The 24,350-nt window shown below is 61.5% G+C and carries 20 protein-coding genes and 2 pseudogenes; 14 read left to right on the top strand and 8 right to left on the bottom strand.

The window, feature by feature from the left end; translation table 11 throughout:
- The first annotated feature begins 565 nt into the window (after positions 1-565).
- From CO676_RS31770 to CO676_RS31745, 5 genes and pseudogenes are all read left to right on the top strand, one after another.
- On the top strand, positions 566-1,327 hold the full coding sequence (locus CO676_RS31770; RefSeq protein ID WP_097524026.1) for an ImuA family protein: 762 nt from the start codon (positions 566-568) through the stop codon (positions 1,325-1,327).
- Positions 1,248-2,762, top strand: a complete 1,515-nt coding sequence (locus tag CO676_RS31765; RefSeq protein WP_179875724.1) for a DNA polymerase Y family protein — start codon at positions 1,248-1,250, stop codon at positions 2,760-2,762. Before CO676_RS31770 ends, CO676_RS31765 begins: the two co-directional genes overlap by 80 nt.
- Positions 2,762-6,025: an error-prone DNA polymerase gene (locus tag CO676_RS31760; RefSeq protein WP_097524025.1), complete on the top strand. Its 3,264-nt coding sequence runs from the start codon at positions 2,762-2,764 to the stop codon at positions 6,023-6,025. The genes CO676_RS31765 and CO676_RS31760 overlap by 1 nt, the downstream gene beginning before the upstream one ends.
- 346 nt (positions 6,026-6,371) lie before the next feature.
- Positions 6,372-6,602 (top strand): annotated as a pseudogene (locus CO676_RS31755) (methyl-accepting chemotaxis protein); the annotation flags it as partial.
- Between the two features lie 837 nt (positions 6,603-7,439).
- Positions 7,440-8,420, top strand: coding sequence for a helix-turn-helix domain-containing protein (locus CO676_RS31745; RefSeq protein ID WP_097524023.1), 981 nt, complete (start codon positions 7,440-7,442; stop codon positions 8,418-8,420).
- Here CO676_RS31745 and CO676_RS31740 read toward each other — a convergent pair.
- The 4 genes from CO676_RS31740 to CO676_RS31725 are packed head-to-tail and all read right to left on the bottom strand — an operon-like array spanning position 8,410 to position 12,923.
- Entirely contained in the window at positions 8,410-10,803 is a 2,394-nt protein-coding gene (locus CO676_RS31740) for a xanthine dehydrogenase family protein molybdopterin-binding subunit (RefSeq protein WP_097524022.1), read from the bottom strand. The two genes, CO676_RS31745 and CO676_RS31740, sit on opposite strands and share 11 nt — an antisense overlap.
- Positions 10,800-11,561 carry an N-acyl homoserine lactonase family protein gene (locus CO676_RS31735; RefSeq protein WP_097524021.1) on the bottom strand — a complete coding sequence of 254 codons (762 nt, stop codon included), beginning with the start codon at positions 11,559-11,561 and terminating at the stop codon, positions 10,800-10,802. Before CO676_RS31735 ends, CO676_RS31740 begins: the two co-directional genes overlap by 4 nt.
- The gene (locus CO676_RS31730; RefSeq protein ID WP_097524020.1) at positions 11,558-12,043 is read right to left on the bottom strand and encodes a (2Fe-2S)-binding protein; all 486 of its coding nucleotides are present in this window, start codon (positions 12,041-12,043) and stop codon (positions 11,558-11,560) included. The genes CO676_RS31735 and CO676_RS31730 overlap by 4 nt, the downstream gene beginning before the upstream one ends.
- The gene (locus CO676_RS31725; protein WP_097524027.1) at positions 12,036-12,923 is read right to left on the bottom strand and encodes a xanthine dehydrogenase family protein subunit M; all 888 of its coding nucleotides are present in this window, start codon (positions 12,921-12,923) and stop codon (positions 12,036-12,038) included. Before CO676_RS31725 ends, CO676_RS31730 begins: the two co-directional genes overlap by 8 nt.
- Positions 12,924-13,153: 230 nt before the next feature.
- Here CO676_RS31725 and CO676_RS31720 point away from each other — a divergent pair, with 230 nt between their 5' ends.
- Positions 13,154-13,948 (top strand): carbon monoxide dehydrogenase subunit G, encoded by a 795-nt coding sequence (locus tag CO676_RS31720; RefSeq protein ID WP_097524019.1) that lies wholly within the window; start codon positions 13,154-13,156, stop codon positions 13,946-13,948.
- A 56-nt stretch (positions 13,949-14,004) separates the two neighbouring features.
- On the opposite strand, the gene CO676_RS31715 is transcribed toward CO676_RS31720, so the two are convergent.
- From CO676_RS31715 to CO676_RS31700, 4 genes are read right to left on the bottom strand one after another with little or no spacing between them, the layout of a single operon-like run.
- Positions 14,005-14,988: a branched-chain amino acid ABC transporter permease gene (locus tag CO676_RS31715; protein ID WP_097524018.1), complete on the bottom strand. Its 984-nt coding sequence runs from the start codon at positions 14,986-14,988 to the stop codon at positions 14,005-14,007.
- A gap of 2 nt (positions 14,989-14,990) precedes the next feature.
- Positions 14,991-15,878: a branched-chain amino acid ABC transporter permease gene (locus CO676_RS31710; protein ID WP_064243002.1), complete on the bottom strand. Its 888-nt coding sequence runs from the start codon at positions 15,876-15,878 to the stop codon at positions 14,991-14,993.
- A 35-nt stretch (positions 15,879-15,913) separates the two neighbouring features.
- Entirely contained in the window at positions 15,914-16,621 is a 708-nt protein-coding gene (locus CO676_RS31705; protein ID WP_179875723.1) for an ABC transporter ATP-binding protein, read from the bottom strand.
- Positions 16,614-17,372 (bottom strand): ABC transporter ATP-binding protein, encoded by a 759-nt coding sequence (locus tag CO676_RS31700; protein ID WP_097524016.1) that lies wholly within the window; start codon positions 17,370-17,372, stop codon positions 16,614-16,616. The genes CO676_RS31705 and CO676_RS31700 overlap by 8 nt, the downstream gene beginning before the upstream one ends.
- Before the next feature lie 261 nt (positions 17,373-17,633).
- On the opposite strand from CO676_RS31700, the gene CO676_RS31695 reads away from it, so the two are divergent.
- The 8 genes and pseudogenes from CO676_RS31695 to CO676_RS31665 form a co-directional block, all read left to right on the top strand.
- A complete protein-coding gene (locus tag CO676_RS31695; protein WP_097524015.1) occupies positions 17,634-18,842 on the top strand; it encodes an ABC transporter substrate-binding protein in 1,209 nt (402 codons plus the stop codon).
- A 94-nt stretch (positions 18,843-18,936) separates the two neighbouring features.
- Entirely contained in the window at positions 18,937-19,704 is a 768-nt protein-coding gene (locus CO676_RS31690) for an enoyl-CoA hydratase-related protein (RefSeq protein ID WP_097524014.1), read from the top strand.
- Positions 19,705-19,783: 79 nt separating this feature from the next.
- Positions 19,784-20,539 (top strand): SDR family oxidoreductase, encoded by a 756-nt coding sequence (locus tag CO676_RS31685; RefSeq protein WP_064243006.1) that lies wholly within the window; start codon positions 19,784-19,786, stop codon positions 20,537-20,539.
- A gap of 21 nt (positions 20,540-20,560) precedes the next feature.
- Entirely contained in the window at positions 20,561-22,087 is a 1,527-nt protein-coding gene (locus CO676_RS31680; RefSeq protein WP_097524013.1) for an AMP-binding protein, read from the top strand.
- A gap of 25 nt (positions 22,088-22,112) precedes the next feature.
- A complete protein-coding gene (locus CO676_RS31675; protein ID WP_097524012.1) occupies positions 22,113-23,273 on the top strand; it encodes an iron-containing alcohol dehydrogenase in 1,161 nt (386 codons plus the stop codon).
- Positions 23,273-23,716: a thioesterase family protein gene (locus CO676_RS31670; RefSeq protein ID WP_097524011.1), complete on the top strand. Its 444-nt coding sequence runs from the start codon at positions 23,273-23,275 to the stop codon at positions 23,714-23,716. The genes CO676_RS31675 and CO676_RS31670 overlap by 1 nt, the downstream gene beginning before the upstream one ends.
- A 23-nt stretch (positions 23,717-23,739) precedes the next feature.
- Positions 23,740-23,868: pseudogene (locus tag CO676_RS34900) on the top strand (aldehyde dehydrogenase family protein); the annotation flags it as partial.
- A 2-nt stretch (positions 23,869-23,870) separates the two neighbouring features.
- The coding region (locus tag CO676_RS31665) for an adenylate kinase (RefSeq protein ID WP_097524010.1) at positions 23,871-24,350 on the top strand (480 nt) is incomplete at its 3' end.

The following is a 24,350-nucleotide window of genomic DNA, read 5'->3' as shown; positions in this document are numbered from 1 at the left end:
AAGCTTGAGAGATGATGTCTAAGTCATATTTCACCCTCTCTCGCGCCTTCACGGCGCACCATCCATGTCCACATGTATGATCTTGCGCGGCCGCTCGCTGCCTTCGTCGTTTGTCATCGCTTAGCTTCCATCAGGACCACCTATATCGGCCAGACATGGGAAGTGCGCGCCGCTTTTGTCACCCTCCGGCGTTTGCATGCGCTCGCAGCCCATGGCCATGCGCCGGCGATCACCGCGAAGGTCATGCTGGCGCCGAATGCTTTCACCAAACCAACAGCTTGCGCTCAAGCGCGCAGTGGCGATGACATGGCCGACAGATGAATTCAATGATCGGCTCACGGTGATCCCTCAGTCTCGGATTCGGATCATTCACAGGCTCCGGTCGCGACATGCGAAAAAATTCCTATTCCTGCCATCGAATTGAATCCGTTCGCGGATTTCTTCGATAGGTACTCTCGCTCAACTTCCGCGCGCCCGGTGCGCATTGACTCATTTTCGCTTTAAGAACAAATACAGAACATAATTCGCCATCTCAAGCCGAAAACGGGTTGCCGTAAAGGAGATCATGACCGCAGCCGTCGCCACTTCGAATCCCGTCCTCGACGAATTGCGCGAGAAAATCGCCAGCCTGGAAGGGGCAGGCTCACGCAAGCGAAGTGTTTTGCCGTTCGGGGTCCCGGAGGTCGATGCGCAGCTGCCGGGAGGTGGGCTCGCCTATGGCGCGCTGCACGAAGTGGCCGGCGGCGGAAACGGCGCGGTCGATGGTGCGGCGGCGGCACTCTTCATCGGCGGCATCGCTGCCCGCACCGCCGGCAAGGTGGTCTGGTGCCTGACGCGCTTCGATCTTTTCTTTCCGGCGCTTGCCCAGGTCGGGCTTCATCCGGATCGCGTCATCTTCGTCGAGTGCGACAAGGAAGAGACGGTGCTCGCAAGCTTTGAGGAGGCGCTGCGCTATGGCGGCCTCGGCGCCGTCGTCGCCGAGCTGGTGCGCCTGCCGATGACGGCATCGCGCCGGTTGCAGCTCGCGGCGGAAAAGTCCGGCACGCTGGGTCTGGTCATCCGCCGCTGGCGGCGCCAGACGGAAGCCTCCGACTTCGGCATGCCGACGGCCGCGGCGACCCGCTGGCGGATCTCGGTGCTGCCGTCCGAACCGCTGCCGGTGCCGGGCGTCGGTCGGGCGCGATGGCTGGCGGAACTGATGCGGGTCAGGGCAGGGGAGGGAGGCGAATTCATTATCGGAGCATGCGATGGCCAGGGTCGTATCTGTCTTTCTTCCGACACTGCCGACCGACCGGATCAGGCGGGCCGATCCTTCGCTCTCTCCTGACACGCCGCTGGTGGTGATCGCCAGGAGCGGCTCGAAGCGATGGATCGCGGCCGCCGATCGGGCAGCTCTCAAACTCGGTCTTCGCGTCGGCATGCCGGCCGCGAAGGCGCAGGCGCTGGTCCAAGGTCTCACGATGATCAATGCCGATCCGGTCGCCGACCTCGCTACGCTGGAGCGGCTGACACTCTGGGCCTTGTCGCAATACTCCCCCGTCGTCGCCATGGATCCGCCGGATGGCATCGTCATGGATACGGAAGGCGCCGATCATCTCCAGGGCGGCGAGGAACTGATGCTCTCCGGTCTCGTCAATCGCTTCCGCGGCCGAGGTCTTGCTGCCCATGCGGCGATCGCCGATACCTGGGGGGCCGCGCATGCGCTTGCCCGTGCCACCAGCTGTGAGACGGTTATTGTCGGCCGCGGCGAGACCGCCAAGGCTGTGAACCGGCTGCCGTTGTCATCGCTGCGACTGCCGGGTGAGACCGTTGCAAGTCTCCGCACGCTCGGCTTCGCCACTGTCGGCGAACTCGCCGCCACGCCGCGGGCGCCGCTGACGCTCCGCTTCGGTCCGGAGGTCGCACGGCGTCTCGACCAGATGTTCGGCCGCGTCGCTGAGCCGATCGACCCGATCCGCCCGGCCGATCTTGTTGAGGTCCAGAAATCCTTTGCCGAACCGATTGGTGCACCGGAAACGATCGAGAAATACGTGAGCCATCTGGTGCGCCAGCTCTGTCTGGAGCTCGAGAAGCGCGGGCTTGGCGTGCGGCGTGCCGACCTCATCGTCCACCGCGTCGACAACACCCTTCAGTCGCTCCGGGCCGGCACGGCCAAACCCGTCCGCGACATCGCCTGGCTCACAAAGCTCTTCCGCGATCGCATCGAGAGAATCGAACCTGGCTTTGGCATCGAAAAGCTCAGTCTTGCCGCCATCATCGCCGAGCCGCTCATCGAAACACAGTCGGCGTCATCGCTGATCGAGGAACAGGTAACCGATGTGACTCCGCTCATCGATGTACTCGGCAATCGCGGCGGACAGCGGATTTTCCGTGTCGCGCCGGTGGCAAGCGACGTTCCCGAGCGCAGTGTGCAGAGGATCGCCCCGACGGCCGACGAAGACGGCGCCACCTGGCCGATGCACTGGCCGAGGCCGCCACGGCTTTTAACGCGTCCAGAACTAATCGAGGTGATTGCACTCTTGCCTGATCATCCGCCGGTGTCCTTCACCTGGCGCGGCAAGCGGCGTCGCGTGAAGCGCGCCGACGGTCCGGAACGGATTTTTGGGGAGTGGTGGAGACGCAGCGCCGAATGGATCGCTGTGCGCGACTACTTCGTGATTGAGGATGACAGCGGTGAGCGCTTCTGGATTTTTCGATCCGGCGACGGCGTCGATGTGGAAACCGGATCGCACAAATGGTTCCTGCACGGGGTGTTTGCGTGATGCGTTACGCCGAGCTTCAGGTCACCACTCATTTCTCGTTCCTGAGGGGCGCAAGCTCGGCGGAGGAACTGTTTGCGACCGCAAAGCTGATGGGGATCGAAGCGCTCGGCGTCGTCGACCGCAACAGTCTTGCCGGCATCGTCCGGGCGCTGGAAGCATCGCGCGCCACCGGCCTCAGGCTCGTCGTCGGCTGCCGGCTCGATTTGGCTGATGGCATGTCGATCCTCGTTTATCCGACCGACCGCGCCGCCTATTCCCGGCTGACACGGCTTCTGACTCTCGGCAAGGGCAGGGGAGGAAAGGCGAACTGCATCCTGCATCTCGACGATGTGGCGCTCTATTCCGAAGGCCTGATCGGTATTCTGGTGCCGGACTTGGCCGATGAGACCTGTGCCGTGCAGCTCAGGAAGATGGCGGATGTCTTTGGCGACCGCGCCTATGTCTCGCTCTGCCTGCGCCGGCGCCCCAACGATCAACTGCGGCTTCATGAGCTGTCGAACCTGGCGATAAAGCACCGGGTGGAGACCGTCGTCACCAATGACGTGCTGTTTCACGAGCCCGGCCGCCGGCAGCTGCAGGATGTCGTCACCTGCATCCGCACCGGCACGACCATCGATGATGTCGGTTTCGAGCGCGAGCGGCACGCCGATCGTTATCTCAAGCCGCCGGAAGAAATGGCCCGTCTGTTTCCCCGCTACCCGGAGGCGCTGGCGCGAACGATGCAGATCGTCGAGCGTTGCAATTTCTCGCTCGAGGAGCTGGTCCATCAATATCCGGAAGAAGCGCTGATCCCGGGCATGACGGCGCAGCAATCACTAGAGCATTACACCTGGGAGGGCGTGAGGACGCGGTATCCCGAGGGGCTGCCCGCTCATGTCGAGAAGATCATCCGCCATGAGCTCGCTCTGATCGAGACAATGAAATACGCACCTTACTTCCTGACCGTCTTCTCGATCGTCCGCTATGCCCGATCGCAGGGCATTCTCTGCCAGGGCAGGGGATCGGCCGCAAATTCCGCCGTCTGCTATGTACTCGGCATCACCTCCATCGATCCTGAGACCAACGATCTCCTTTTTGAACGGTTCGTCAGCCAGGAGCGCGACGAGCCGCCCGACATAGATGTCGACTTCGAACACGAACGGCGCGAAGAGGTGATCCAGTGGATTTACAAGACCTATGGCCATGACAAGGCCGCACTCTGCTCGACGGTGACCCGCTATCGCGCCAAAGGCGCCATCCGCGATGTCGGCAAAGCGTTGGGCCTGCCCGAGGACCTGATCAAGGCATTATCATCGGGGATCTGGTCGTGGTCTGAAACCGTCGGTGAGAGCCAAGTGCGCGCCCTCGGTCTCAATCCGGAGGACTGTCGTCTCGCTCTGACGCTCAGGCTTGCCCAGCAGCTGATGGGAGCGCCGCGCCATCTCGGTCAGCACCCTGGTGGCTTCGTCCTCACCCATGACAGGCTCGATCATCTCGTGCCGATCGAACCGGCTGCGATGGCCGACCGCCAGGTGATCGAATGGGACAAGGATGACGTCGAAGCGCTCAAAATGATGAAGGTCGACGTGCTGGCGCTCGGCATGCTGACCTGTATGGCCAAGGCTTTCGCGCTGATTAGCGAGCATAAGCATCAGGATCTCGACCTAGCCACCATCCCGCAGGAGGATCCGGCGACCTATGCGATGATCCGCAAGGCCGATACGCTCGGCACCTTCCAGATCGAATCCCGCGCCCAGATGTCCATGCTGCCGCGCATGAAGCCGCGGACCTTCTACGATCTCGTCATCCAGGTGGCGATCGTCCGCCCCGGGCCGATCCAGGGCGACATGGTCCATCCCTATCTTCGCCGGCGCGAAGGCAAGGAGAAGGTCGAATATCCGACGCCGGAACTCGAGGCGGTGCTTCACAAGACACTCGGGGTGCCGCTGTTTCAGGAGTCGGCGATGAAGGTGGCGATGGTCTGTGCCGGGTTTACCGGTGGCGAAGCCGACCAGCTCCGCAAGTCCATGGCCACCTTCAAATTCACCGGCGGCGTCTCGAGGTTCAAGGACAAGCTCGTTTCCGGCATGATCCGGAACGGCTATTCGCCGGAATTCGCCGAAAAGACATTCGGTCAGCTCGAAGGTTTCGGCTCCTATGGCTTCCCGGAAAGCCATGCCGCTTCCTTCGCGCTGATCGCCTATGCCTCGAACTACGTGAAATGCCATTTCCCCGATGTTTTCTGCGCGGCGCTTCTGAACTCGCAGCCCATGGGCTTCTATGCTCCCGCGCAGATCGTCGCCGATGCCAGGAAGCATGGGGTGGAGGTCCGCCCGATCTGCATCAACCAGTCGCGCTGGGACTGCACGCTCGAGGCGATCGAAGGGACTGACCGCCATGCCGTTCGGCTCGGCATGCGGCTGGTGCGCGGATTGGCGACCGCTGACGCTGCGCGTATCGTCGCTGCCCGCGCCGGCGAGCCATTCGCATCCGTGGACGACATGTGGCGGCGGTCGGGAGTGCCGGTCGCGTCGCTCGTCGAGCTTGCCGAAGCCGATGCCTTCCTGCCGTCATTGCGTCTTGAGCGCCGTGATGCGCTTTGGGCGATCAAGGCGTTGCGTGATGAGCCGCTTCCACTGTTCACGGCCGCGGCGGTACGGGAGGCTCGGGCGATTGCCGAGCAGCGGGAGCCGGAAGTCGAGCTCAGGCAGATGAACGAGGGCCATAACGTCGTCGAGGACTATAGCCATACCGGACTGACGCTCCGGGAGCATCCCATGAGATTCCTGCGGGCCGATCTTGCGAAGCGTCGGATCGTGACCTGTGCCGAGGCGATGACGGCGCGCGACGGGCGATGGCTGATGGCCGCCGGCCTGGTGTTGGTGCGACAGCGGCCGGGTTCGGCAAAGGGCGTCATGTTCATCACCATCGAGGACGAGACCGGCATCGCCAATGTCGTCGTCTGGCCAAAGCTTTTCGAGCGATCGCGCCGGGTGGTGCTCGGCGCCAGCATGATGGCGATCAACGGCAGGATCCAGCGGGAAGGGGAGGTGGTCCACCTAGTCGCTCAGCAGCTGTTCGATCTCTCGGCCGATTTGTCGAGCCTTGCCGAGCGCGACGGGACATTCTGGCCGCCGACCGGCCGCGGCGATGAATTCGCGCATGGCTCTCCTGGGACTCCGGATTCCCGCGACCGGCCGCCGCCAGGGGTTCGGCCGCGGGATATGTTCGTGCCGGATCTTCATATCGATACGTTGAAGATCAAGAGCCGGAATTTTCAGTGATGTAGGTTTACGGCGAGTTTGCGGTTCGAGGCCGCTCACCCCGAATAAAGGCCGCCCGTAGAAGCACGTCGACACGGCACGAAGAACGCTGAGGTACGCCTAAAATTAGGTCCTCGAAAGTGCCTCGTGTAAAACAGGGCTCATCCTGATGCCGAATGCAAAGTGACAAACATAGAAGGGCAAACGTGAGGTTGATAACTCCGCGGATTCGCGCAAATTACGGATTTATTTGCAAATTTCTATAATTCTTACGGGTCGGCATCGTTTAGTTAACCCTAAATTATGCGGCGCTTACATAGCGTACCAGCGACTGCTGGTCGTCTCAAATTTACGACTGGAGACCCGCATGAAACGCCCCAGTATCAAGCAAGCCCTTATTCTCAAGCTCTCGATCATCAGCATTTTCACGATTGGTCTCTCTTATGTCTCGCTCAGCACCATCTGGACGCTTAGATCCAACGCCGAGCAGATCGGAAATTTCTGGATGGAGCGGCTGGTAACGGCGCGGGAGATTAAGGGCAACTTCCTCAATCTGAAACTCGTCTATGCGCAATACCTCCTCGACGGCACGGCAAAGGATGTCGTTTGGCATTTAATTATAAGAATGCGCCCGTTCCGGCAGGTCATGGCACTTAATTTGAGATTTTTCGGCGCGATTTTCGCCGCTTGACGCTCCAGGATCAGGAAATAACGCTCTGTAATATATGGTATTTTCCGCTGAGCATTGGCGGTAGATGTTAATCTTTTCCACGGCGACGAATCTCACATCAAGTGCCAAAACCGAACCCATAATCTCAGATTAAGTGCCCGATCTCAATTTAAGTGCCTGGCTATCTTGTTGAAATTACTGGATGCGGAGTCTTGCGATTAGATGCCAAACGACAAATCATCTCACCGTGGTCAAATGGGCAAACGGAAGGTCAGATCACACGCTTGAAGCTCATCAAGCGCCAGATGTACGGAAGAGCAAAGCTCGATTTGCTGCAAGCACGACTGATCGGCGCATCGTAGGAGCGGCACGTCAGCAAATGTGCGTCAGAGCCAAATCTCAGTGATAATTACCCGCAATCCCGGGTCAGCTCTCAGTGCAAATCAACACACCAAAGCCCTTCACCGCGTTTGGGAGGTAAAAAGAATGGAGGTCAGCGAGGCAGCTTATAATATCGACCTGCCGAACCGTCATGCCATACACGATCCCGCTGAGTGAGGGCATCCACCGCATCAGTTCAATTGCGCGAATGGCTGCATCGTACCCGTCCATGCAGCGGGTTTTCGGATTCATCGCCCTTGAAGTCCCGACGCTTAGGCGTCGTCCGATTCCTCCTGATAGTACTTTCATTATTAGACTTTTCGCCCTATTTTGAGACCGAATGAATGCCTGTTCCCTAACGAGTAACACGGATAGCCTCTGACTATGCTGAATAAAGACATGCTTACCGCTGATATTTCCAATGGGTCGTCGAAGCCGGTGCCGCTACAGAGACAGTCATCCGTTCGGCGTACGATGGAAATCGTCCTCGACACCTGGAACTTCCTCATTCTTCGGGAAGCGTATTTCGGGGTTCGTCGGTTCGACAAGTTCCAGCAGAGACTGGGTATTCCCCGGCAAACCTTGTCGTCGCGCTTGTCCGCACTTGTCGCAAACGAGATCATGAGCGTGGGACGGCGACCCAACGAGCCGGGGCAACAGTATTTCCTGACCGAACGAGGAAAGGATCTCTTTCCTACCATGCTGTCGTTGATGGAGTTCGGCGACAAATGGTTGACGGGCGGCAAGGAACCGCCCCTGCAACTGATACACAAGAGCTGCGGCTGCGCATGCCACCCCGTGACTGTATGCAGCGAGTGCCTGGAGCCGTTCACGGCACGAGAGGTTGCTCCCCGAGATGGGCCGGGCGCAGGCTACGCTCCGGTCGACACGCGTCCGACGTCTCGCCGGAGTTCCGATCCCACGCTTCTGGAGCGGGTGCGGCCATGCTCCGTTGCACGGACGCTTGGGATCATCGGCGACAGATGGAGCTTCCTGATCCTGCGGGAAGGCTGGTTTGGTGTCCGCCGTTTCGAGGAGATGCGGGAGAACCTTGGAATCGCCACGAACATCCTTGCCGATCGTCTCGCGCGCCTCGTGCAGGCGGAGGTGTTTCGCAAGGTTCCCTATGGTTCAAGCGAACGGTTCGAGTATCGCTTCACCGAAATGGGGCTCGATCTCTATAAGCCGATGCTGGTGATGATGGCCTGGGGAGACCGCTGGCTTGCGGAGGGCAAACCTCCGATGCGCCTGCGACACAAGACCTGCGGGCAGGACTTTTCGGCGATCGTCGTTTGCTCCGAATGCAGGAAGCAGATTACGGTGAAGGATACAGACTACATTCTGCGCTATCCTTTCAATCTGTGACGGCAGCGGCCGGATCGCGACGCGCCTGCAGCATCCGGAATATCCGCTCCGGTGTGACGGGAAGCGTTTCCACCGAGACACTGAGGTGGGAAAGCGCGTCGGATACGGCGTTTGCGATCGTCGCCGGCGCGCCGATCGTGCCGCCTTCGCCCATGCCGCGGAACCCCCCTAAATTGTTGGGCAAATCCGCCTCAATATGCACGATGCCGATATTGGGCACATTGGTCGCCACCGGAACGAGGTAGTCCGCAAGGCTCGCCGCGACGGTCTGGCCCTGGTCGTCGTGCACGATCTCCTCCAGAAGAGCCGCGCCGATGCCCTGCGCTACCGCGCCCTGCACCTGGCCATCGACGATCATCGGATTGATGATCTTGCCGCAATCCTCAGCCACCACGTAACGCAGGACCTTGACGCCGTAGGTCTCCGGATCGACCTCGACCATGGCGAGGTGGGTGGAGGAACAGGCGGTGCCGAGATAGGGATCATAGGTCTCCGATGCGGCAAGATCCTCGCGCTGATCGCGCGGAATGCGCCCCATCTGCGAATAGACGGCCGATGCGATCTCCTTAAGCGTCATCGTGCAGTTTGAGTTTCGGCTGGTGACGATGCCGTCATGCATGTCGAGGTCGTCGATGCTCTGCTCCATCAGATAGGCGGCCGCGCGCAAGACCTTGCCCTTGACGACGCGTGCGGCAAGGGTTGCCGCGCCACCGCCGAGAACGGCCGAGCGGCTGGCATAGGTGCCGCTGGACATCGGCACCAGCGCGCTGTCGCCATGCTTGACCTCGATATCCTCGAGCTTGCAGCCGAGTTCGTCGACAATCACCTGGGCAAGGGTGGTCTCAAGACCCTGTCCGTGCGAGGCGATGCCGAAGGCGGCGGTGATCGCACCCGTCGCATCGATCTCGATTTTCGAGGTTTCCGTGCCGGTGTTGATGGGCATGCCGGGAGCGACGGAGATGCGCGAGCCGATGCCGGTCAGTTCCGCATAGCTTGCAAGACCGATACCGACCCAGCGTCCATTCCGCCGTGCCTCATCCCTTTCGAGCAGGAGGTTGGGATAATCGACGTTCGCGCAGGCGCCTGCCAGGCACTCCTGAAACGCCGACTTGTCCCAGATGATGCCGGAGGCGGTCCGATAGGGGAACTCATCGGCGTTGACGAGGTTCTTACGGCGAAACGCGACCGGGTCCATACCCAGCTTGCGCGCCGCCATTTCGATCAAGCGTTCCATCGCGAATGTCGAGGATGGCCGGCCGACGCCGCGATAGGGTCCGGTAGGCGGCTTGGGGGTAAGAACACCTCGGATACGGCCCCGGTAATGCTCCATCCTGTAAGGGCCGGGCAGGAAACTCACCACCTGCACGGTTTCGAGGGCAGCGGTCCAGGGATAGATCGAATAGGCGCCGACATCGCCGATGACGTCGGCCCTGAGCCCGATGAGCATCCCGTCCTCCGTGACGGCGAGTTCGGCTTCTATCAGCTCATCGAACGCCTGGCTGGTCGCGGATAGGTCTTCCAGGCGATCGCTGACAAACTTCACCGGGCGCTTGAGCTTGCGAGCAAGGGCGCAGACAAGGATCTCCTCTCCGTACAATGACCCCTTCCCGCCAAAACTGCCGCCGACATCCGGCGCGACGACCCGCAGGCGCGTGCCGGGCAAGTCGAGGCATCCGGACAGGACATCCCGGATGACGCCGGGGATATTCGACGAGGTATAAAGCGTCAGCGCCTGCTTTCGCGCATCCCATTCGGCAAGGTAGGATCGGTTTTCCATCGCGACGGCCGTCTTGCGCGTCATCCGGAACCGGCCCTTGACGGTCACGGCGGCGCTCTCGAATGCGGCATCGACATCGCCGCGCTTGAATTCCCGCCGGATGATCGTGTTCGTGCCGGCTTCCTCGTGGAGCAGCGGGGCGTCGTCCTTGACCGCGTCGACCTGCCGGATCGCGAAGGGTAAGGGTTCGTAGTCGATGGTGATATGCTCCAGCGCGTCCTCGGCAGCGTAGCGGCTTTCCGCGACGACGGCGACGACGGGTTCACCGACATAGCGCACCTTGTTGCGCGCCAGTGGCCAGATGGGCGTGGCGTAATAGTCGGGCATGCGGGAGGTGGGGATCGCCGGCCTGACCTCGTTTTCCAGATCCGTTGCGTCGTAGATGGCGATGACCCCGGGAACGGAGAATGCCTCGCCGACATCGATGTTGAGGATGCGGGCATGCGGCTGGTCGGAGCGGCGCAGCGCGACATGCATCATTCCGGCCGGCGCCATGTCGTCGACATATTGGCCTACGCCTGCAAGCAGCCGCGGGTCTTCGGTGCGCTTCACCCGTTTGCCGACAAGCTTGGGGCGGAGTTCGACGGAATGGTCGTGCAGGCTCATTCGTAAAACTCCCCGCCCTTCCGCAGGGCCCGCCACTGCGCCTCGTCATGTCCGGAGACGATGGTCGCGCCCTTGTCGCGGAAGACCTTCAAGCGCGCGAGCGCCGCCGCGGCGAGCTCCATGTTCCAGGTGTTCCGCGGCGCGACACCGGCATCGATATTGGCCTGAAGGGGCGCGGCATCGGAGGCGAGGACGAAGGTGCCGCTGTCCCGCAGCGATACGTGCGCGACAGTCATGCCGGGCGTATGGCCGGGCATGGGAAGGAGGACGATGTGCCCGTCACCGAAGACGTCGTGCTCCGCGCCGAAGGTCTGAAAGCCTTGCGGCTGGTCCCATTCCGGCTTCAGATAGCCCTGGTTCTCGGCGGCGTCGGCTTTCGCCGCCGCGACTTCCGCCTCATGGCACAGGATCGTCGCGCGGCCAAAATACTGGTTGCACCCGCAATGGTCGGGATGCAGGTGCGAGCAGATCACGACGTCGATGTCGCCAGCCTCAAGGCCGAGCGCTGCCAGCTGCCGGACAACCGTCTGCTCCGGATCGAATATCGGCGTCATCACCTTGGCCAACCCGCCCCAGCGGGCTTGCGGATCGGTGGCGGCCTCAGGGTTGCAGCCAGTGTCGAAAAGCGCGTTGCCTTGGCGGTGCCGAATCAGGGTTGCGTGGACCGGCAGTTCGATCGTCTCCTCCTTCGCCACACCGGGAACGAAGACGGATCGGCGCATGCGCAGCCGCCCGCCGGCAAGAAAATGCATCTTCATGTCAGAGGTCCTCTTTCCCTCGCCAGTTCCCGGACGGCGTTGACGATGTGTTCGTAGCCTGTGCAGCGACAGATATTGCCGGACAGCGCCTCGCGGATCTGCTCGTCGCTTTCGAGGGGGTGGTGGCGTAGCATGTCGGTGATCGCCATGATGAAGCCGGGCGTGCAGAAGCCGCATTGCAGGGCGTGGTGCTGGCGGAACGCTTCCTGGATCCGGCCGAGCTGATCGACGCTCCCCTGTCCCTCCACCGTCTCGATCTCCACGCCTTCGGCCTGGACGGCGAGCGTCAGACAGGACCTTGCGCTCCGGCCGTCGAGAAGGACGGTGCATGCACCGCAGACACCGTGCTCGCAGCCGACATGCGTTCCCGTGAGGCCAAGCTCGTGGCGCAGGAAATCGCTGAGCAGCATGCGCGGTTCGATGGTCGCGGTGTGGACCACGCCGTTCACGCTGACGCTGAGGGTGATCTTCTTTTCAGGCATCTGGGCCGTCCTTGCGAAAGGTTGCCCGCTTCCAGGCATCGCGCAGTGCACGCCGCGCAAGTACACCGGCAAGGTGTCTGCGATAGTCGGCGGACGCGTGGATATCCGTATTGGGTTGGAGGAGCCCCTTCAGCGCCTCCGACACGTCCTGCAACAGCGTCTCCGAGATCGCCTGGCCCTCGACGAGCGTTTCGATGTCCGGCAGGCGCAACGGCGTCTCGCCGACGCCCATCATGCCGAAACGGACGTCGCATGCGACGCCGTCGACGATGCGCATCGTGGTCGCCACGCAGGCGAGGGCAAAATCGCCGTGCCGCCTGGAGAATTCCTCGAAGCCCCAGCCCGTCTCGGGCGGCAGCGTGTCAATGTCGATCCAGGTGACGAACTCGTCCGGTTCGAGCGACGTCATCAGCGAGCCGACGAAGAATTCCGAGGCGGCGATCTGCCGCTCTCCCCGGACCGAGAGGGCGGCAATCGTCCCGTCGAGGAGAAGCGTCATCATCGGCATTTCCGCTGCCGGGTCCGCATGACAGACGCTGCCGCAGAAGGTACCGCGATTGCGCACCGTCAGATGCGCCACGTGATGCATGGCGTCGTGCAGGATCGGGATGTGCCGGTGCACGAGCGCATCCGTCGCGGTCATGCGGTGCCGCACCGTGGCCCCGATGCGCAGCCGTTCACCGTGCTTTTCGATGCGATCGAGGCCGGCAATGCGGTTGATGTCGATCAGGATCGTGGGCTTCACCAGACGGAAGTTGATCATCGGCATAAGGCTCTGGCCGCCCGCGATTATCTTGCCGTCGCCGTTCGCAGCGGCGAGGGCCTCGGCAGCCTCGGCTGCCGATGTCGCGGCGAGGTATTCGAAGGGGGCCGGTTTCATTTCGCCGCCGTCGATAGGAAAGTCGCTTTCCGGCATCGTACGGCCGTGCGCGCCAGAGTGTTCCGATATATCGCGGAAAGCCTTGTCATCGCGGCTTCCTCCCAGCCTCGCCAATCCCATGGCGCAGTTTCAAAATTAACTTGCATTATTAGACTTAAAATAGGATTGTCAAGCGATACCAGAGCCCCGGGAAAGGGGAGATTTTTCGATTGGGACGAGGAGGATATTCCATGGACATGACTGGCCAGCAGCACATTCCCGCGAGCAAAGAGGAGGTGTGGAGCGCCCTGAACGATGCCGACGTGCTGAAAGTCTGTATCCCCGGATGCCAGGAGCTAACGAAGTCTTCCGAGACCGAAATGTCGGCTGTTGCCGTCATGAAGGTGGGTCCCGTGAAGGCCCGGTTCCAGGGTGCCGTGACGCTGTCGGACCTCGATCCGCCGAACGGCTATCGGATCACCGGCGAAGGGCAGGGCGGCGTCGCCGGATTCGCAAAGGGAGTGGCGGTCGTTCGTCTGGAAACGGTCGAGGATGGAACCGTCCTGCATTATACCGTCGATGCCCAGATCGGCGGCAAGCTGTCACAGCTTGGCGGGCGGCTTATCGATGCAACCGCAAAACAAATGTCGGGGCAGTTTTTCAAGCGGTTTGCCGAAGAGATCCACGCCCGCCAAGGTGCCGGACAGTCATCCGCGGGTGATGCCCTCGCGCAACCCGGCCCAGTAAGGCAGTCGGTCGCCGTCGCGTCGTCCAGCGAGAATGCTTCCGCCTTGCCGCGTGCGCGCGCCGTGCAAGTTTCCGCGTCGCCCACGGGCACTTCGCTCAGCCTGCCGGTTCTCGCGGCTGTTGTCTTCGCCGCCGTGGTGGTGGCGACGTGGGCGCTCCATGGGGGCTTGCTGCCGAGCCTTGCGCCGCCGGCGGACGGTCCGGCGCGCATTTCGCCGGATTTGGCGAGCATTGTTCAGCTCATCATGGCCGCAGCCATCGGCTACCTGTTCGGGTCTCGTGCAAGGCGCGCCGGCTGACATCAAAAACCGGGGCCGAAAACCGGCCCCGGTGAAGATCGCTTGCATACGAAGACTTAAGCCAAGGTTTTCGAACGCTCGAGCAGGGCCTTCAGTTCACCGAACACACCCCGCCTGAACATCATCACGCATACGACGAAGAACAGGCCGATGATGAAGGTGATCGGCAGGCCGCTGGTCGACAGAAAATGCTCCAGCCCGACGACGATGCTGGCGCCGACGATCGGGCCGATCAGCGTGCCCATTCCGCCGAGAAGGGTCATGAGAATGACTTCGCCAGACATGTGCCAGGTAACGTCCACAAGCGAGGCGAGCTGGAACGCAATCGCCTTCAGCGCGCCGGCGAAGCCTGAAAGCGCGGCAGAGAGCGTGAAGGCGATCAGCTTGTAGCGTTCCGGCTTGAGGCCCAGCGAGGTGACGCGGGTTTCATTTTCGCGAATGGCCGAGAGGATATGGCCGAAGGGCGAGTTGACGGTCCTCCAGATGATCACAAGGCCAAGAATCGTTCCGCCGAGGACGGTGTAATACATGGCGGTGATGTCGCGGAGATCGATGAGCCCGAGAAGATATCCCCGCGGCACGGCCTGAATGCCGTCCTCCCCGCCGGTGAAGGGCATCTGCACCGCCATAAAATAGACCATCTGCGCGAGGGCGAGCGTAATCATCGCGAAGTAGATGCCATGGCGGCGGATGGCCAGCGTGCCGAAGGCAAGGCCGAGAAGCGCCGCAAAGGCCGTTCCCGCAAGCACGGCGAGTTCAAAGGGAAGCTGCCAGACCTTGGCGGCGTGGGCGGTGATGTAGGCCGCGCCGCCAAAGAAGGCCGCGTGACCGAACGACAGGAGCCCTGCATATCCGAGAACGAGGTTGAACGCCGCCGCGAAGAGCGCGAAACAGAGGATCTTGATGAGGAACAGCGGATAGATCGCCAGCGGCGCGCATATCATCAGCAGGGCCACAAGGGCGAGAAGAAGACCTCCGGTCGTCCGGTGCCGGCGCGTGCGCGGGGCCTCGAGGGAAGAAACCATAAGTGTACTGTTCATGATCAAGCCTCGCGGGAGAACAGGCCGGATGGCCGGATGAGAATGACAAGGACCATCACCACGAAAACCGCTATGGAGGATGCCGCAGGATAGAATGTCTTCGTCAGCCCCTCGATGATGCCCAGTGCCAGGGCGGTGACGATTGCGCCGCCGATCGATCCCATGCCGCCGATGACGACCACCGCGAAGACTACGATGATGACGCTGGACCCCATGCCGGGGCTGACCTGATAGAGCGGCGCGGCCAGTGCGCCTGCAAAGCCGGCAAGGCCCACGCAGAAGGCGTAGGTCGCAGTCAGCATGAACGGGACATTGATTCCGAATGCCTGGACCAGGCCCGGATTTTCCGTCGCAGCCCGCAGGTAGGCGCCGAGCTTGGTCCGCTCAATCGCCAGCCATGTGGCGATGCAGACTGCGAGAGAGGCGACGATCACCCAGGCGCGATACATCGGCAGGAACATGAAGCCGAGATTGATGCCGCCCGTCAGCGACGGGGGTATCGGATAAGGCTTGCCGGCGGCGCCGTAGACATGCCGGAAGAGCCCTTCGAGCATCAAGGCGATGCCGAATGTGAGAAGCAGGCTGTAGAGGTGGTCGACCCTGTAGAGGCGCTTGAGAAATAACCGCTCCACGACGGCGCCCAGCGCCCCGACCATCAGGGGTGCGGCGATGAGTGTTTCCCAATAGCCGATACCGAGGGCCGACAGCAGCAGCCAGGCGGCGAACCCGCCGAGCATGTAGAAGGCGCCATGGGCGAAGTTGATCACGTTCAGCATGCCGAAGATAATGGCGAGGCCGAGGCTTAGGAGAGCGTAGAAGGAGCCGTTGATCAAGCCGAGCAGCAGTTGCCCGAGTAAAACGACAATGGGAACCCCGAAGATATCGGTCATCGGTTTCTACCTATCTGAAAGGAGCGAGTCATGGATCAGACTCCGAGATATCTGTTCAGCCGGTCCATGTTGGCGTCCAGTGCGTTGTTGGAGATTTCATCGACGACCGTTCCTTGGTCGAGCACGTAGTGGCGATCCGCGATGGATGCCGCAAAACGAAGGTTCTGCTCAACCAGAATGATCGTCATGCCGCGGTCCTTGAGGATGCGCAGGGCCGCGCCGATCTCTTCGATGATCACGGGGGCGATGCCTTCGGTCGGCTCGTCGAGCAGGATGAAATCGGCGCCCGTCCGGAGAATCCGCCCGATGGCCAGCATCTGCTGTTCGCCGCCGGACAGGCGGGTTCCCGATGTGCTGTCCCGCCCTTTCAGGTTCGGAAAGAGGCCGTATATTTCGTCGACCGCCATGCCGTTCGCCTGCCATGCCGGCGGAAACAGGAGATTTTCCAGCACAGTGAGCGAGGAGAAGATGCCGCGTTCTTCCGGCACATAGCCGATGCCGAGGCGCGCAACCTTATGCGGCGCGACCTTCAGGAGGTCGGCGCCCTTGTAGATGCAGGCGCCGCGTCTCTTGCCAACGACGCCGATGAGGCTGCGTAAAGTCGTCGTCTTGCCGGCGCCGTTGCGGCCGATGAGCGTCACGACTTCGCCCTTTCGCACATCGAAGTCGATACCATGCAGCACATGGCTTTCGCCATACCAAGCCTCCAGTCCCTTGACGTCGAGGAGGGGAGCCTCAGCCATGGCTGCCTCCCATATATGCCTTGCGGACTTCGCTGTCGGCGGAAACATCGGCATAGCTTCCTTCCGCGATGACCTCTCCGCGGCGCAGCACCGTGATCCGGTCCGACAGGTCGGAGACGACGCCGAGATTGTGCTCGACCATCAGTACCGTTCGCCCCTTTCCGACGCTGCGGATCAGGGCGGCCGTCCGGCCGATATCCTCCGTGCCCATTCCCGCCATCGGCTCGTCGAGAAGCAGGACTTCGGGGTCGAGCGCCAATGTGGTGGCCAGTTCAAGGGCCCGCTTTCGCCCGTAGGACAGCTCGGCGGCTTTCGTCTGCGCCCGGTCGGCAAGGCCGACGCTGTCGAGCAGCCTGGTCGCTTCCTCGTTGAAGCGGCGGAGCGTCTCGTTCGATTTCCAGAATGCGAATGTTTCTTTCGCGCGTGCCTGCAGAGCGACCCGGACATTCTCATGCGCGCTGAGATGCGGGAACACAGATGAAATCTGAAACGACCGCACGAGGCCCAGGCGCGCGATGTCGGCGGGCGCCATTTGCGTTATGTCGCGATCCTTGAACAGGATCTGTCCGCTGCTCGGCGACAGGAATTTGGTCAAGAGATTGAACAGAGTGCTCTTGCCGGCGCCGTTCGGCCCGATCAGGGCGTGGATCGTGCCGGCACGAATCTTCAGGTCGACATTCTTGACGGCAATGAAGCCGCTGAACGAGCGCGTCAATGCACGCGCTTCGATGATGGGTGCGCTATCCGGCACGGTTCCTCCTCTGCCGACTTAGTTTTCCCAGGGGGCCGCATCAACCGGCCCGCCTCCCATTGTCAATGTCGGCACGGTCAGAAAAACACATAAAGTCTAATAATGCAAGCTTGCGCTTTGCGACGAAACCTGCTTACCTTGCTGCATATCGCCTGTTGCTGAGCACCAAATGCAGCTACCGGCTTCATTTAAGTATGATAACGCAAGTTCAACATCGAGCACCTGGGAGGAGTTCAGGTGCCGAATTCGGGAGGAAGAGCGATGAAAAATAAGCTTATGCTGTTGTCCTGCGTCGCGGCCGTCGGTGCCATGAGCATGTCTGCCGGGGCGCAGGATGCCGCACCTGTTCGCATCGGCGTGCTGACCGATGTCAGTGGTCAGTTCTCTCACGAGGCGGGCGAGGGGGCGATTACCGCCGTGAAGATGGCGGTCGAGGATTTCGGCGGCAAGGTTCTCGACCGGCCGCTCGAAGTTGTCGTGGCCGACCACCAAAACAAGCCGGAGGTGGCGGTGTCCACGGCGCGCGAGTGGTATGAATCGCAAGGCGTGACGATGATCAACAACCTGATCAATTCCGGCATCGCGCTGGCTGTCACGCAGGTCGCCAAGGACGAGGACAGGATCGCGATCGTCAACGGCTCCGGCTCGTCCCGCCTGACGAACGACGGCTGCACGCCGAACAGCATCCACTATTCCTACGACACCTACGCGCTTGCGAACGGGACCGCCAACCAGCTGATCTTGCAGGGCATGAAGAACTGGTTCTTCCTGACAGCCGATTACGCATTCGGCCATGCGCTGGAGGCCGATGCGACAGAGATCGTCAAGGACAATGGCGGCGAGGTCTCCGGCTCCGTGCGCTATCCAATCGAGACTTCCGACCACAGCGCCTTCATGCTGCAGGCGCAGGCTTCGCCGGCGCAGGTCGTCGCCATGGCGGGCTCTGGCACGACCTTCATCAATGCGGTGAAGTCCGCGGCCGAGTTCGGTCTTGCCGCATCCGGCAAAACGGTTGCGGGCTTGCTCGTCTGGGATACCGACGTTCATTCGCTCGGCCTCGAGACCGCGCAGGGCATGATCCTGACGAATGCCTTCTACTGGGATCGCGATGATGCGACGCGGGCGTTCTCTAAGCGCTTCGAAGAGCGCGTCGGCCGCCCGCCGCATATGGGCGATGCGGGGGATTACTCTTCGACCATGCACTATCTGAAGGCCGTTGATGCCGCCGGCACGACCGATGCCCAGAAAGTCATGGCAAAGATGCGCGAAACGCCGATCAACGACTTCTTCGCCAAGAACGGCAAGATCCGCGAGGATGGCCGGATGGTGCACGACATGTACGTCTATCAGGTCAAAACGCCGGCCGAATCCACGGGTGAGTGGGACATTCTGAAGCTCGTCACCACCATATCAGGCGACAACGCTTTCCGTCCGCTTTCGGAAAGCCAGTGCCCGCTCGTGAAGAACTGACTCAACGGCGCCCGGCGACGGACCCGGGCGCCTCTTCGTGCAAGGGACTGGACTGCGCGTATCACCATCTGAACGGCAGTCCGAGGGCAGGCGAATGAGCGATATTCTCGTTGAAAACACGGATGGGGTTGCGGTGGTTACATTGAGCCGCCCCGGGCACAGGAATGCCGTTACCTATGCGATGTGGCGGCAGCTCGCGGAGCTGTTCCGCGCCTTCGACCGGGACCGGTCGGTTCGGTCTATCATCCTGACGGGGGCCGGCGGTGACTTTTCGGCTGGCGCGGACATCAGCGAGTTTGACGTGGTTCGCGGCGGGCTCGAGGACAGCAAATCCTATGAGTTGGCGGTCGATGCCGCAGGGGATGCGATCTACCAGGTGTCCAAGCCGACGATCGCCGCCCTGCGGGGATATTGCCTCGGCGGCGCGGCGCATCTGGCCATGTCATGCGATTTCCGCGTTGCTGAGAACAATGCGGTCTTCGGAATTCCTGCTGCCCGATTGTCGATCGTCTATGGCGTCTCCGCGACCCGCAAACTTTACGCGCTCGTGGGTGTGACGCAAGCGAAGCGCATCCTCTTCTCGGCCAGTCGCTTCGATGCTGGGCAGGCTCTCGAAATGGGCTTCATCGATCAGGTTGCGGAGAATGCTCTTGCTGCCGCGCATTACCGGGCCGCGGAGCTGGCTGAAAACGCACCCCTCACGATTGCGGGCGCGAAGTTCATTCTCAACGGCTGCGCACGCGGGGCGCTGGATCACGCCGCGGCTGGCAGGCTGATCGACGAGGCCAGCGCGAGCGAGGACTACATCGAAGGTCGGCAGGCTTTCAAAGACAGGCGTCCGCCCCGGTTTCTGGGGAAGTGACCCGACTGCGGCCCCATGGAAGGGGCCGCAATAGATCGCGCTGCGCTGCAGCCGTCAGACCTATCAAGGAGATCGTGAAATGCAGACCAATCTGAATGGCAAGGTGGCGCTGGTGACCGGCGGCGGAAGAGATGTCGGCGGAGATATCGCCCGGTCTCTCGCGGCGGAAGGCGCCATCGTTGCAGTGAATTACAGCCGTTCGCAGGCCGAGGCGGATTCGGTGGTTGCCTCGATCGAAGCAGCGGGCGGAAAGGCCAAGGCCTACAAGGCCGATATCGGTGAAAACGATCAGGTCAAGGCGATGATCGCCGCCGTCAAAGCGGATTTTGGAACCATTGATGTGCTGGTCAATAACGCCGGATATGTCAAATATCAGCGGTTCGTCGACTCGACCCCTGAAGAATGGAAGAAGCAGATCGACGTATGCCTCTACGGCGCGATCAATTGCTGCCACGCCGTTGCGCCGCTGATGATCGAGCAGAACTTCGGCCGCATCATCAACCTTGTTGGTGACAGCTCCCGTATTGGCGAAGCCAATCTCGCACTGGCCGCGGCCGCGCGTGGCGGCACGATCGCGCTCGGCAAATCGCTGGCCCGTGAATTCGGCCGAAATAACATCACGGTCAACTCGGTATCGCTCGGCCTGATCGAGACGTCCCATTCCGATCCAGAGTTTCTCGAGAAGAACCGTGAGAAGATCGTGAAGGCCTATCCTTTGCGCCGCATCGGCAGGCCCGATGACGTGGCGCCGATGGTGACCTTCCTGGCGTCCGAGGCATCGTCCTGGGTGACAGGCCAGGTCATCAGTGTCAACGGCGGTTTCTGCATGGTCTAACCGGAGGAGCGGGAGGATAACATGATACACTTCGAGCTTATCGCGCCGGTTGGAGCAATCCTTCGACGGAATGCGCGCCTGTATCCCGGGAAAATGGCCTTCGAGGACAGGAGGCGGTCAGTTTCCTATGACGCCCTGGACCGGGAGACAGAGGACCTCGCGTCCCGCCTCGTTGCGCTGGGTCTCAGGAAAGGCCAGGCCGTCGCGATCTTTCTGCCGAACTCAGTAAATTGGGTCGTCGCTTGCCTTGCCGTCGTGCGGGCGGGCGGAACCGCCGTTCCGGTGAGCATCGAGGCGACCGAGGCCGAAATCGCCTACCGAATCAGCGATGCGGAATGCGTTTTCCTGATCATGCCGCCGGAAAAGCAGCCTCTCGTGGACACGTTGCTGCAGCGCTCCGAGAAACCGCCCGTCGTGATTGCTGTGAACGAGGAGATCGGCTTTGACGCGTCGGGGCAGACGGCTGCATTCGAGGATGATCAGGATATCGATCGCCCGGCATTCATCGTCTACACATCCGGCACGACAGGCCAGCCCAAGGGCGTCCTGCTATCGATGCGCTCCATGCTCTGGGTGACGGCGGCGTGCTGGGCGCCGATCGCGGGGTTGAACGAGAATGACATCGTTCTCAACACCCTACCTCTCTACCACTCCTATGCTCTGAATATCGCGGTTCTCTCCATCATCGCGACGGGCGCGAGCGAATACATCATGGAGAAGTTCTCGACCTCTCAGGCGACGGAACTTCTTCGGACAGGTCGCTTCACCTTCATGCCCGGGGTTCCGACGGTCTTCCACTATTTCCTGTCGGCCTGCCAGGTCAGCGGAGAAAGGCTGCTTTCGTCCGTCCGCCTTTGCGTCTCCGCTGGGGCGATCATGCCGGGAACGCTGAACAGCGACTTTGAAGCGTTTTTCGACGTTCCGCTTCTGGATGGTTACGGTATCACCGAAACATCGACGATGGTGACCATGAACTGGCCTGGGAAATGGCGTGTTCCTGGTTCCTGTGGGCTACCGGTTCCGGGCCTCACGGTCCGCCTGGTGGATCCGAGAACGGGTCTCGACGTGCCGGTGGGCGTCGAGGGCGAATTGATCTGCAAAGGACCGAACCTGATGCAGGGCTACCATAACAAGCCGCTGGAGACCGAAAAAGCCGTCGTCGACGGATGGTATCATACCGGCGATCTAGCGAAGTCCGACCTCAACGGCTTCCTCACGATCACCGGCCGCCTCAAGGAACTGATCATCCGCGGCGGGCAGAATATCGCACCAGCGGAGGTCGAGGAGGCGATCCTCCTGTTGCACGACACAGTCATGGACTGCGCGGTGGTCGGGATGCCTCACAGCATGCTGGGAGAGGTCCCCGTCGCCTGCATCGTCGTCAAGGAAGGGCAGGCCTTCGACCAGGAGGATCTGATGCGGCACTGCAAGGCGCGTCTCTCTGCCTACAAAGTTCCTGACCGCGTCTATGTCGTGGCTGAGATCCCGCGCACGGGATCGGGAAAAATCCTGCGGGTCAAACTTCGCGAAAGCCTCCCTGCGGCGTGACGCGGGAAAGGCACAGGAGAAAATCATGAATCCCTTTGTGTTCAGTACGACAGGCCACCTCGTCTTCCGTCCCGGCGCGGCGGCGCAGATTGGCGGACTCCTCGATCCCAGGTTTGGCGAGCGCATCCTGTTCGTCACCGATGGCGGTCTTAGAAAGCTTGGCCTGTGCGACCCCGCGCTCGCCTCCCTCTCGGGATCGGGTATTGCGGTCACCGTATTCGACGCGGTCGAGGCCGACCCGTCGCTGACGACGGTAGAGGCCGCAATCGAGGTGGCGAAAACCGCGGGTGTGACAGGCGTGATCGGCTTCGGCGGCGGTTCCTCGCTGGATGTAGCGAAGGTCGTGGCGCTTCTCTGCGGTTCGGGCGAAGATATCGATGGCGCATGGGGCGTCGGCAACGCCAAGGGACCTCGGCTGCCGTTGGCGCTCGTGCCCACGACGGCGGGAACGGGTTCGGAGGTGACGCCGGTCTCGATCATTACGGTGGGTGGTGATGAGAAACGCGGCATTTCATCGCCGATCATCCTGCCTGACGTTGCGATCCTCGATGCGGACCTGACGCTCGGCCTTCCGCCGTCGACCACTGCCGCCACCGGCATCGACGCGATGGTGCATGCCATCGAAGCTTATGCTTCCAGAAGCGCGAACAACAATCCGCTCTCCAGGATGCTGGCCCGGCAAGCGCTCCAGTTGCTGGGCGCGAATATCGAGAAGGCTGTGTTTGAAGGGGAGGATCGGGCGGCGCGGGGCGCGATGCTCCTCGGGTCCATGCTGGCGGGCCAGGCCTTCGCCAATTCGCCGGTCGCCGCCGTGCATGCGCTCGCCTATCCGATCGGCGGGACCTTCCATATTCCGCACGGGCTTTCCAACGCGCTCGTGCTTCCGCATGTCTTGCGCTTCAATGCGCCGGTGGCCGCCTCCGTCTACGCCGAAATCGCCGCTGATGCCTTTCCGGATCTCGCGTGCGAACAGGACGCCGGGCAGTGTTGCGCGGCCTTTATCGAGCGTCTAGCCGAACTGTCGACGAGGCTCGGGCTGCAGCCTCGGTTGCGGGACGTGGGCATCGGCGATGAGCACCTCGCCGGAATGGCGGGGGACGCGATGAAGCAGACCAGGCTCCTCGTGAACAATCCCCGGGATGTGAACGAGGCGGACGCCCTCTCTATCTACAAGGCGGCTTGGTGATGATGGAACGCGAGGGACCCGGCAAGCGCTCCGACTACGAGGTGTTTCGGACGATTGGAACGCGCTGGTCGGACAATGACACATACGGGCATATGAACAATGTCATCCATTACAGCCTGTTTGATACGGCGGTGAATGGCTTCCTCATCGAAAGCGGCGTGCTGGACATCAAGGGTGGAGCGGAGATCTTCCTCGTTGTCGAAACAGGGTGCCGCTACTACGCGGAAATGACCTTCCCGGACGTGGTCACGGCTGGAATCCGCGTTGCGAAACTCGGAAATTCGTCCGTCCGGTATGAAATCGGGCTCTTTCGCAACGACGACGAGACCGCCGCGGCCGAGGGCTTTTTCATCCATGTGAATATCGATCGCCTGTCGAGGCGCGCGGTGCCTTTCGGGCATGCCGTAAGGCGTCTGCTCGAGCCGCTGTTGGTCACGAGCTAGGAGGATTCCTGATGACGATGCCGAGCGAGGGTCTCATTTCAACGGAAGTCGCGCCGTTCGGAGGTATGAAAGAAAGCGGCAACGGCCGCGAAGGGGCGAAGTACGGCGTGGATGATTACCTGGAAATCAAATACATCTGCATGGGGATTTGAGGATGGTGAACCTCGTTCTTCTAGGGCCTCCCGGTGCGGGTAAAGGTACGCAGGCCGAGCGACTCGTGCGGGATTATGATCTCCTGCACATCTCCACTGGTGATCTCCTGCGCGATGCGATCAAAGCCCAGAGCCCGCTTGGCCGGACAGCGAAAATGGCGGTCGATGAGGGAAGACTTGTTCCAGACGAAGTAGTTGTCGGCCTGGTGGAGGAGCGGCTAACCGATAAGGAGCCTGGCCAAGGGTTCATTCTGGACGGATTTCCCCGAACAATTGCGCAGGCAGGTGCACTAGAACAGCTGCTCGAGAGCATGCAGGTTCCGCTCGATCACGTTATCCTGTTCGATATTCCTATACGCCTTCTCGAAGAGCGAATTGCCAAAAGAGCCGAACAGACGCGCTCCGCGGGCGCGCAGCCACGTACGGATGACAGCCCAGAGGTCCTGAAGAAACGAATTGAAGAGTTTGCGCGTGCGACGGCG

This window comes from Sinorhizobium sp. BJ1 (genome assembly GCF_002531555.1).
GTDB lineage: Bacteria > Pseudomonadota > Alphaproteobacteria > Rhizobiales > Rhizobiaceae > Sinorhizobium > Sinorhizobium fredii_B.
This window is presented reverse-complemented; position numbering and strand designations above follow the sequence as displayed.

Bases quoted from the DNA above. Each gene is read 5' to 3' on its own strand.
- CO676_RS31680 (WP_097524013.1), top strand. From the start codon at position 20,561: ATGATACACTTCGAGCTTATCGCGCCGGTTGGAGCAATCCTTCGACGG.
- CO676_RS31735 (WP_097524021.1), bottom strand. From the start codon at position 11,561: ATGAAGATGCATTTTCTTGCCGGCGGGCGGCTGCGCATGCGCCGATCC.
- CO676_RS31765 (WP_179875724.1), top strand. From the start codon at position 1,248: ATGGCCAGGGTCGTATCTGTCTTTCTTCCGACACTGCCGACCGACCGG.
- CO676_RS31690 (WP_097524014.1), top strand. From the start codon at position 18,937: ATGAGCGATATTCTCGTTGAAAACACGGATGGGGTTGCGGTGGTTACA.
- CO676_RS31685 (WP_064243006.1), top strand. From the start codon at position 19,784: ATGCAGACCAATCTGAATGGCAAGGTGGCGCTGGTGACCGGCGGCGGA.
- CO676_RS31745 (WP_097524023.1), top strand. From the start codon at position 7,440: ATGCTGAATAAAGACATGCTTACCGCTGATATTTCCAATGGGTCGTCG.
- CO676_RS31670 (WP_097524011.1), top strand. From the start codon at position 23,273: ATGATGGAACGCGAGGGACCCGGCAAGCGCTCCGACTACGAGGTGTTT.
- CO676_RS31760 (WP_097524025.1), top strand. From the start codon at position 2,762: ATGCGTTACGCCGAGCTTCAGGTCACCACTCATTTCTCGTTCCTGAGG.
- CO676_RS31715 (WP_097524018.1), bottom strand. From the start codon at position 14,988: ATGAACAGTACACTTATGGTTTCTTCCCTCGAGGCCCCGCGCACGCGC.
- CO676_RS31770 (WP_097524026.1), top strand. From the start codon at position 566: ATGACCGCAGCCGTCGCCACTTCGAATCCCGTCCTCGACGAATTGCGC.
- CO676_RS31730 (WP_097524020.1), bottom strand. From the start codon at position 12,043: ATGCCTGAAAAGAAGATCACCCTCAGCGTCAGCGTGAACGGCGTGGTC.
- CO676_RS31695 (WP_097524015.1), top strand. From the start codon at position 17,634: ATGAAAAATAAGCTTATGCTGTTGTCCTGCGTCGCGGCCGTCGGTGCC.
- CO676_RS31740 (WP_097524022.1), bottom strand. From the start codon at position 10,803: ATGAGCCTGCACGACCATTCCGTCGAACTCCGCCCCAAGCTTGTCGGC.
- CO676_RS31720 (WP_097524019.1), top strand. From the start codon at position 13,154: ATGGACATGACTGGCCAGCAGCACATTCCCGCGAGCAAAGAGGAGGTG.
- CO676_RS31725 (WP_097524027.1), bottom strand. From the start codon at position 12,923: ATGAAACCGGCCCCCTTCGAATACCTCGCCGCGACATCGGCAGCCGAG.
- CO676_RS31705 (WP_179875723.1), bottom strand. From the start codon at position 16,621: ATGGCTGAGGCTCCCCTCCTCGACGTCAAGGGACTGGAGGCTTGGTAT.
- CO676_RS31675 (WP_097524012.1), top strand. From the start codon at position 22,113: ATGAATCCCTTTGTGTTCAGTACGACAGGCCACCTCGTCTTCCGTCCC.
- CO676_RS31710 (WP_064243002.1), bottom strand. From the start codon at position 15,878: ATGACCGATATCTTCGGGGTTCCCATTGTCGTTTTACTCGGGCAACTG.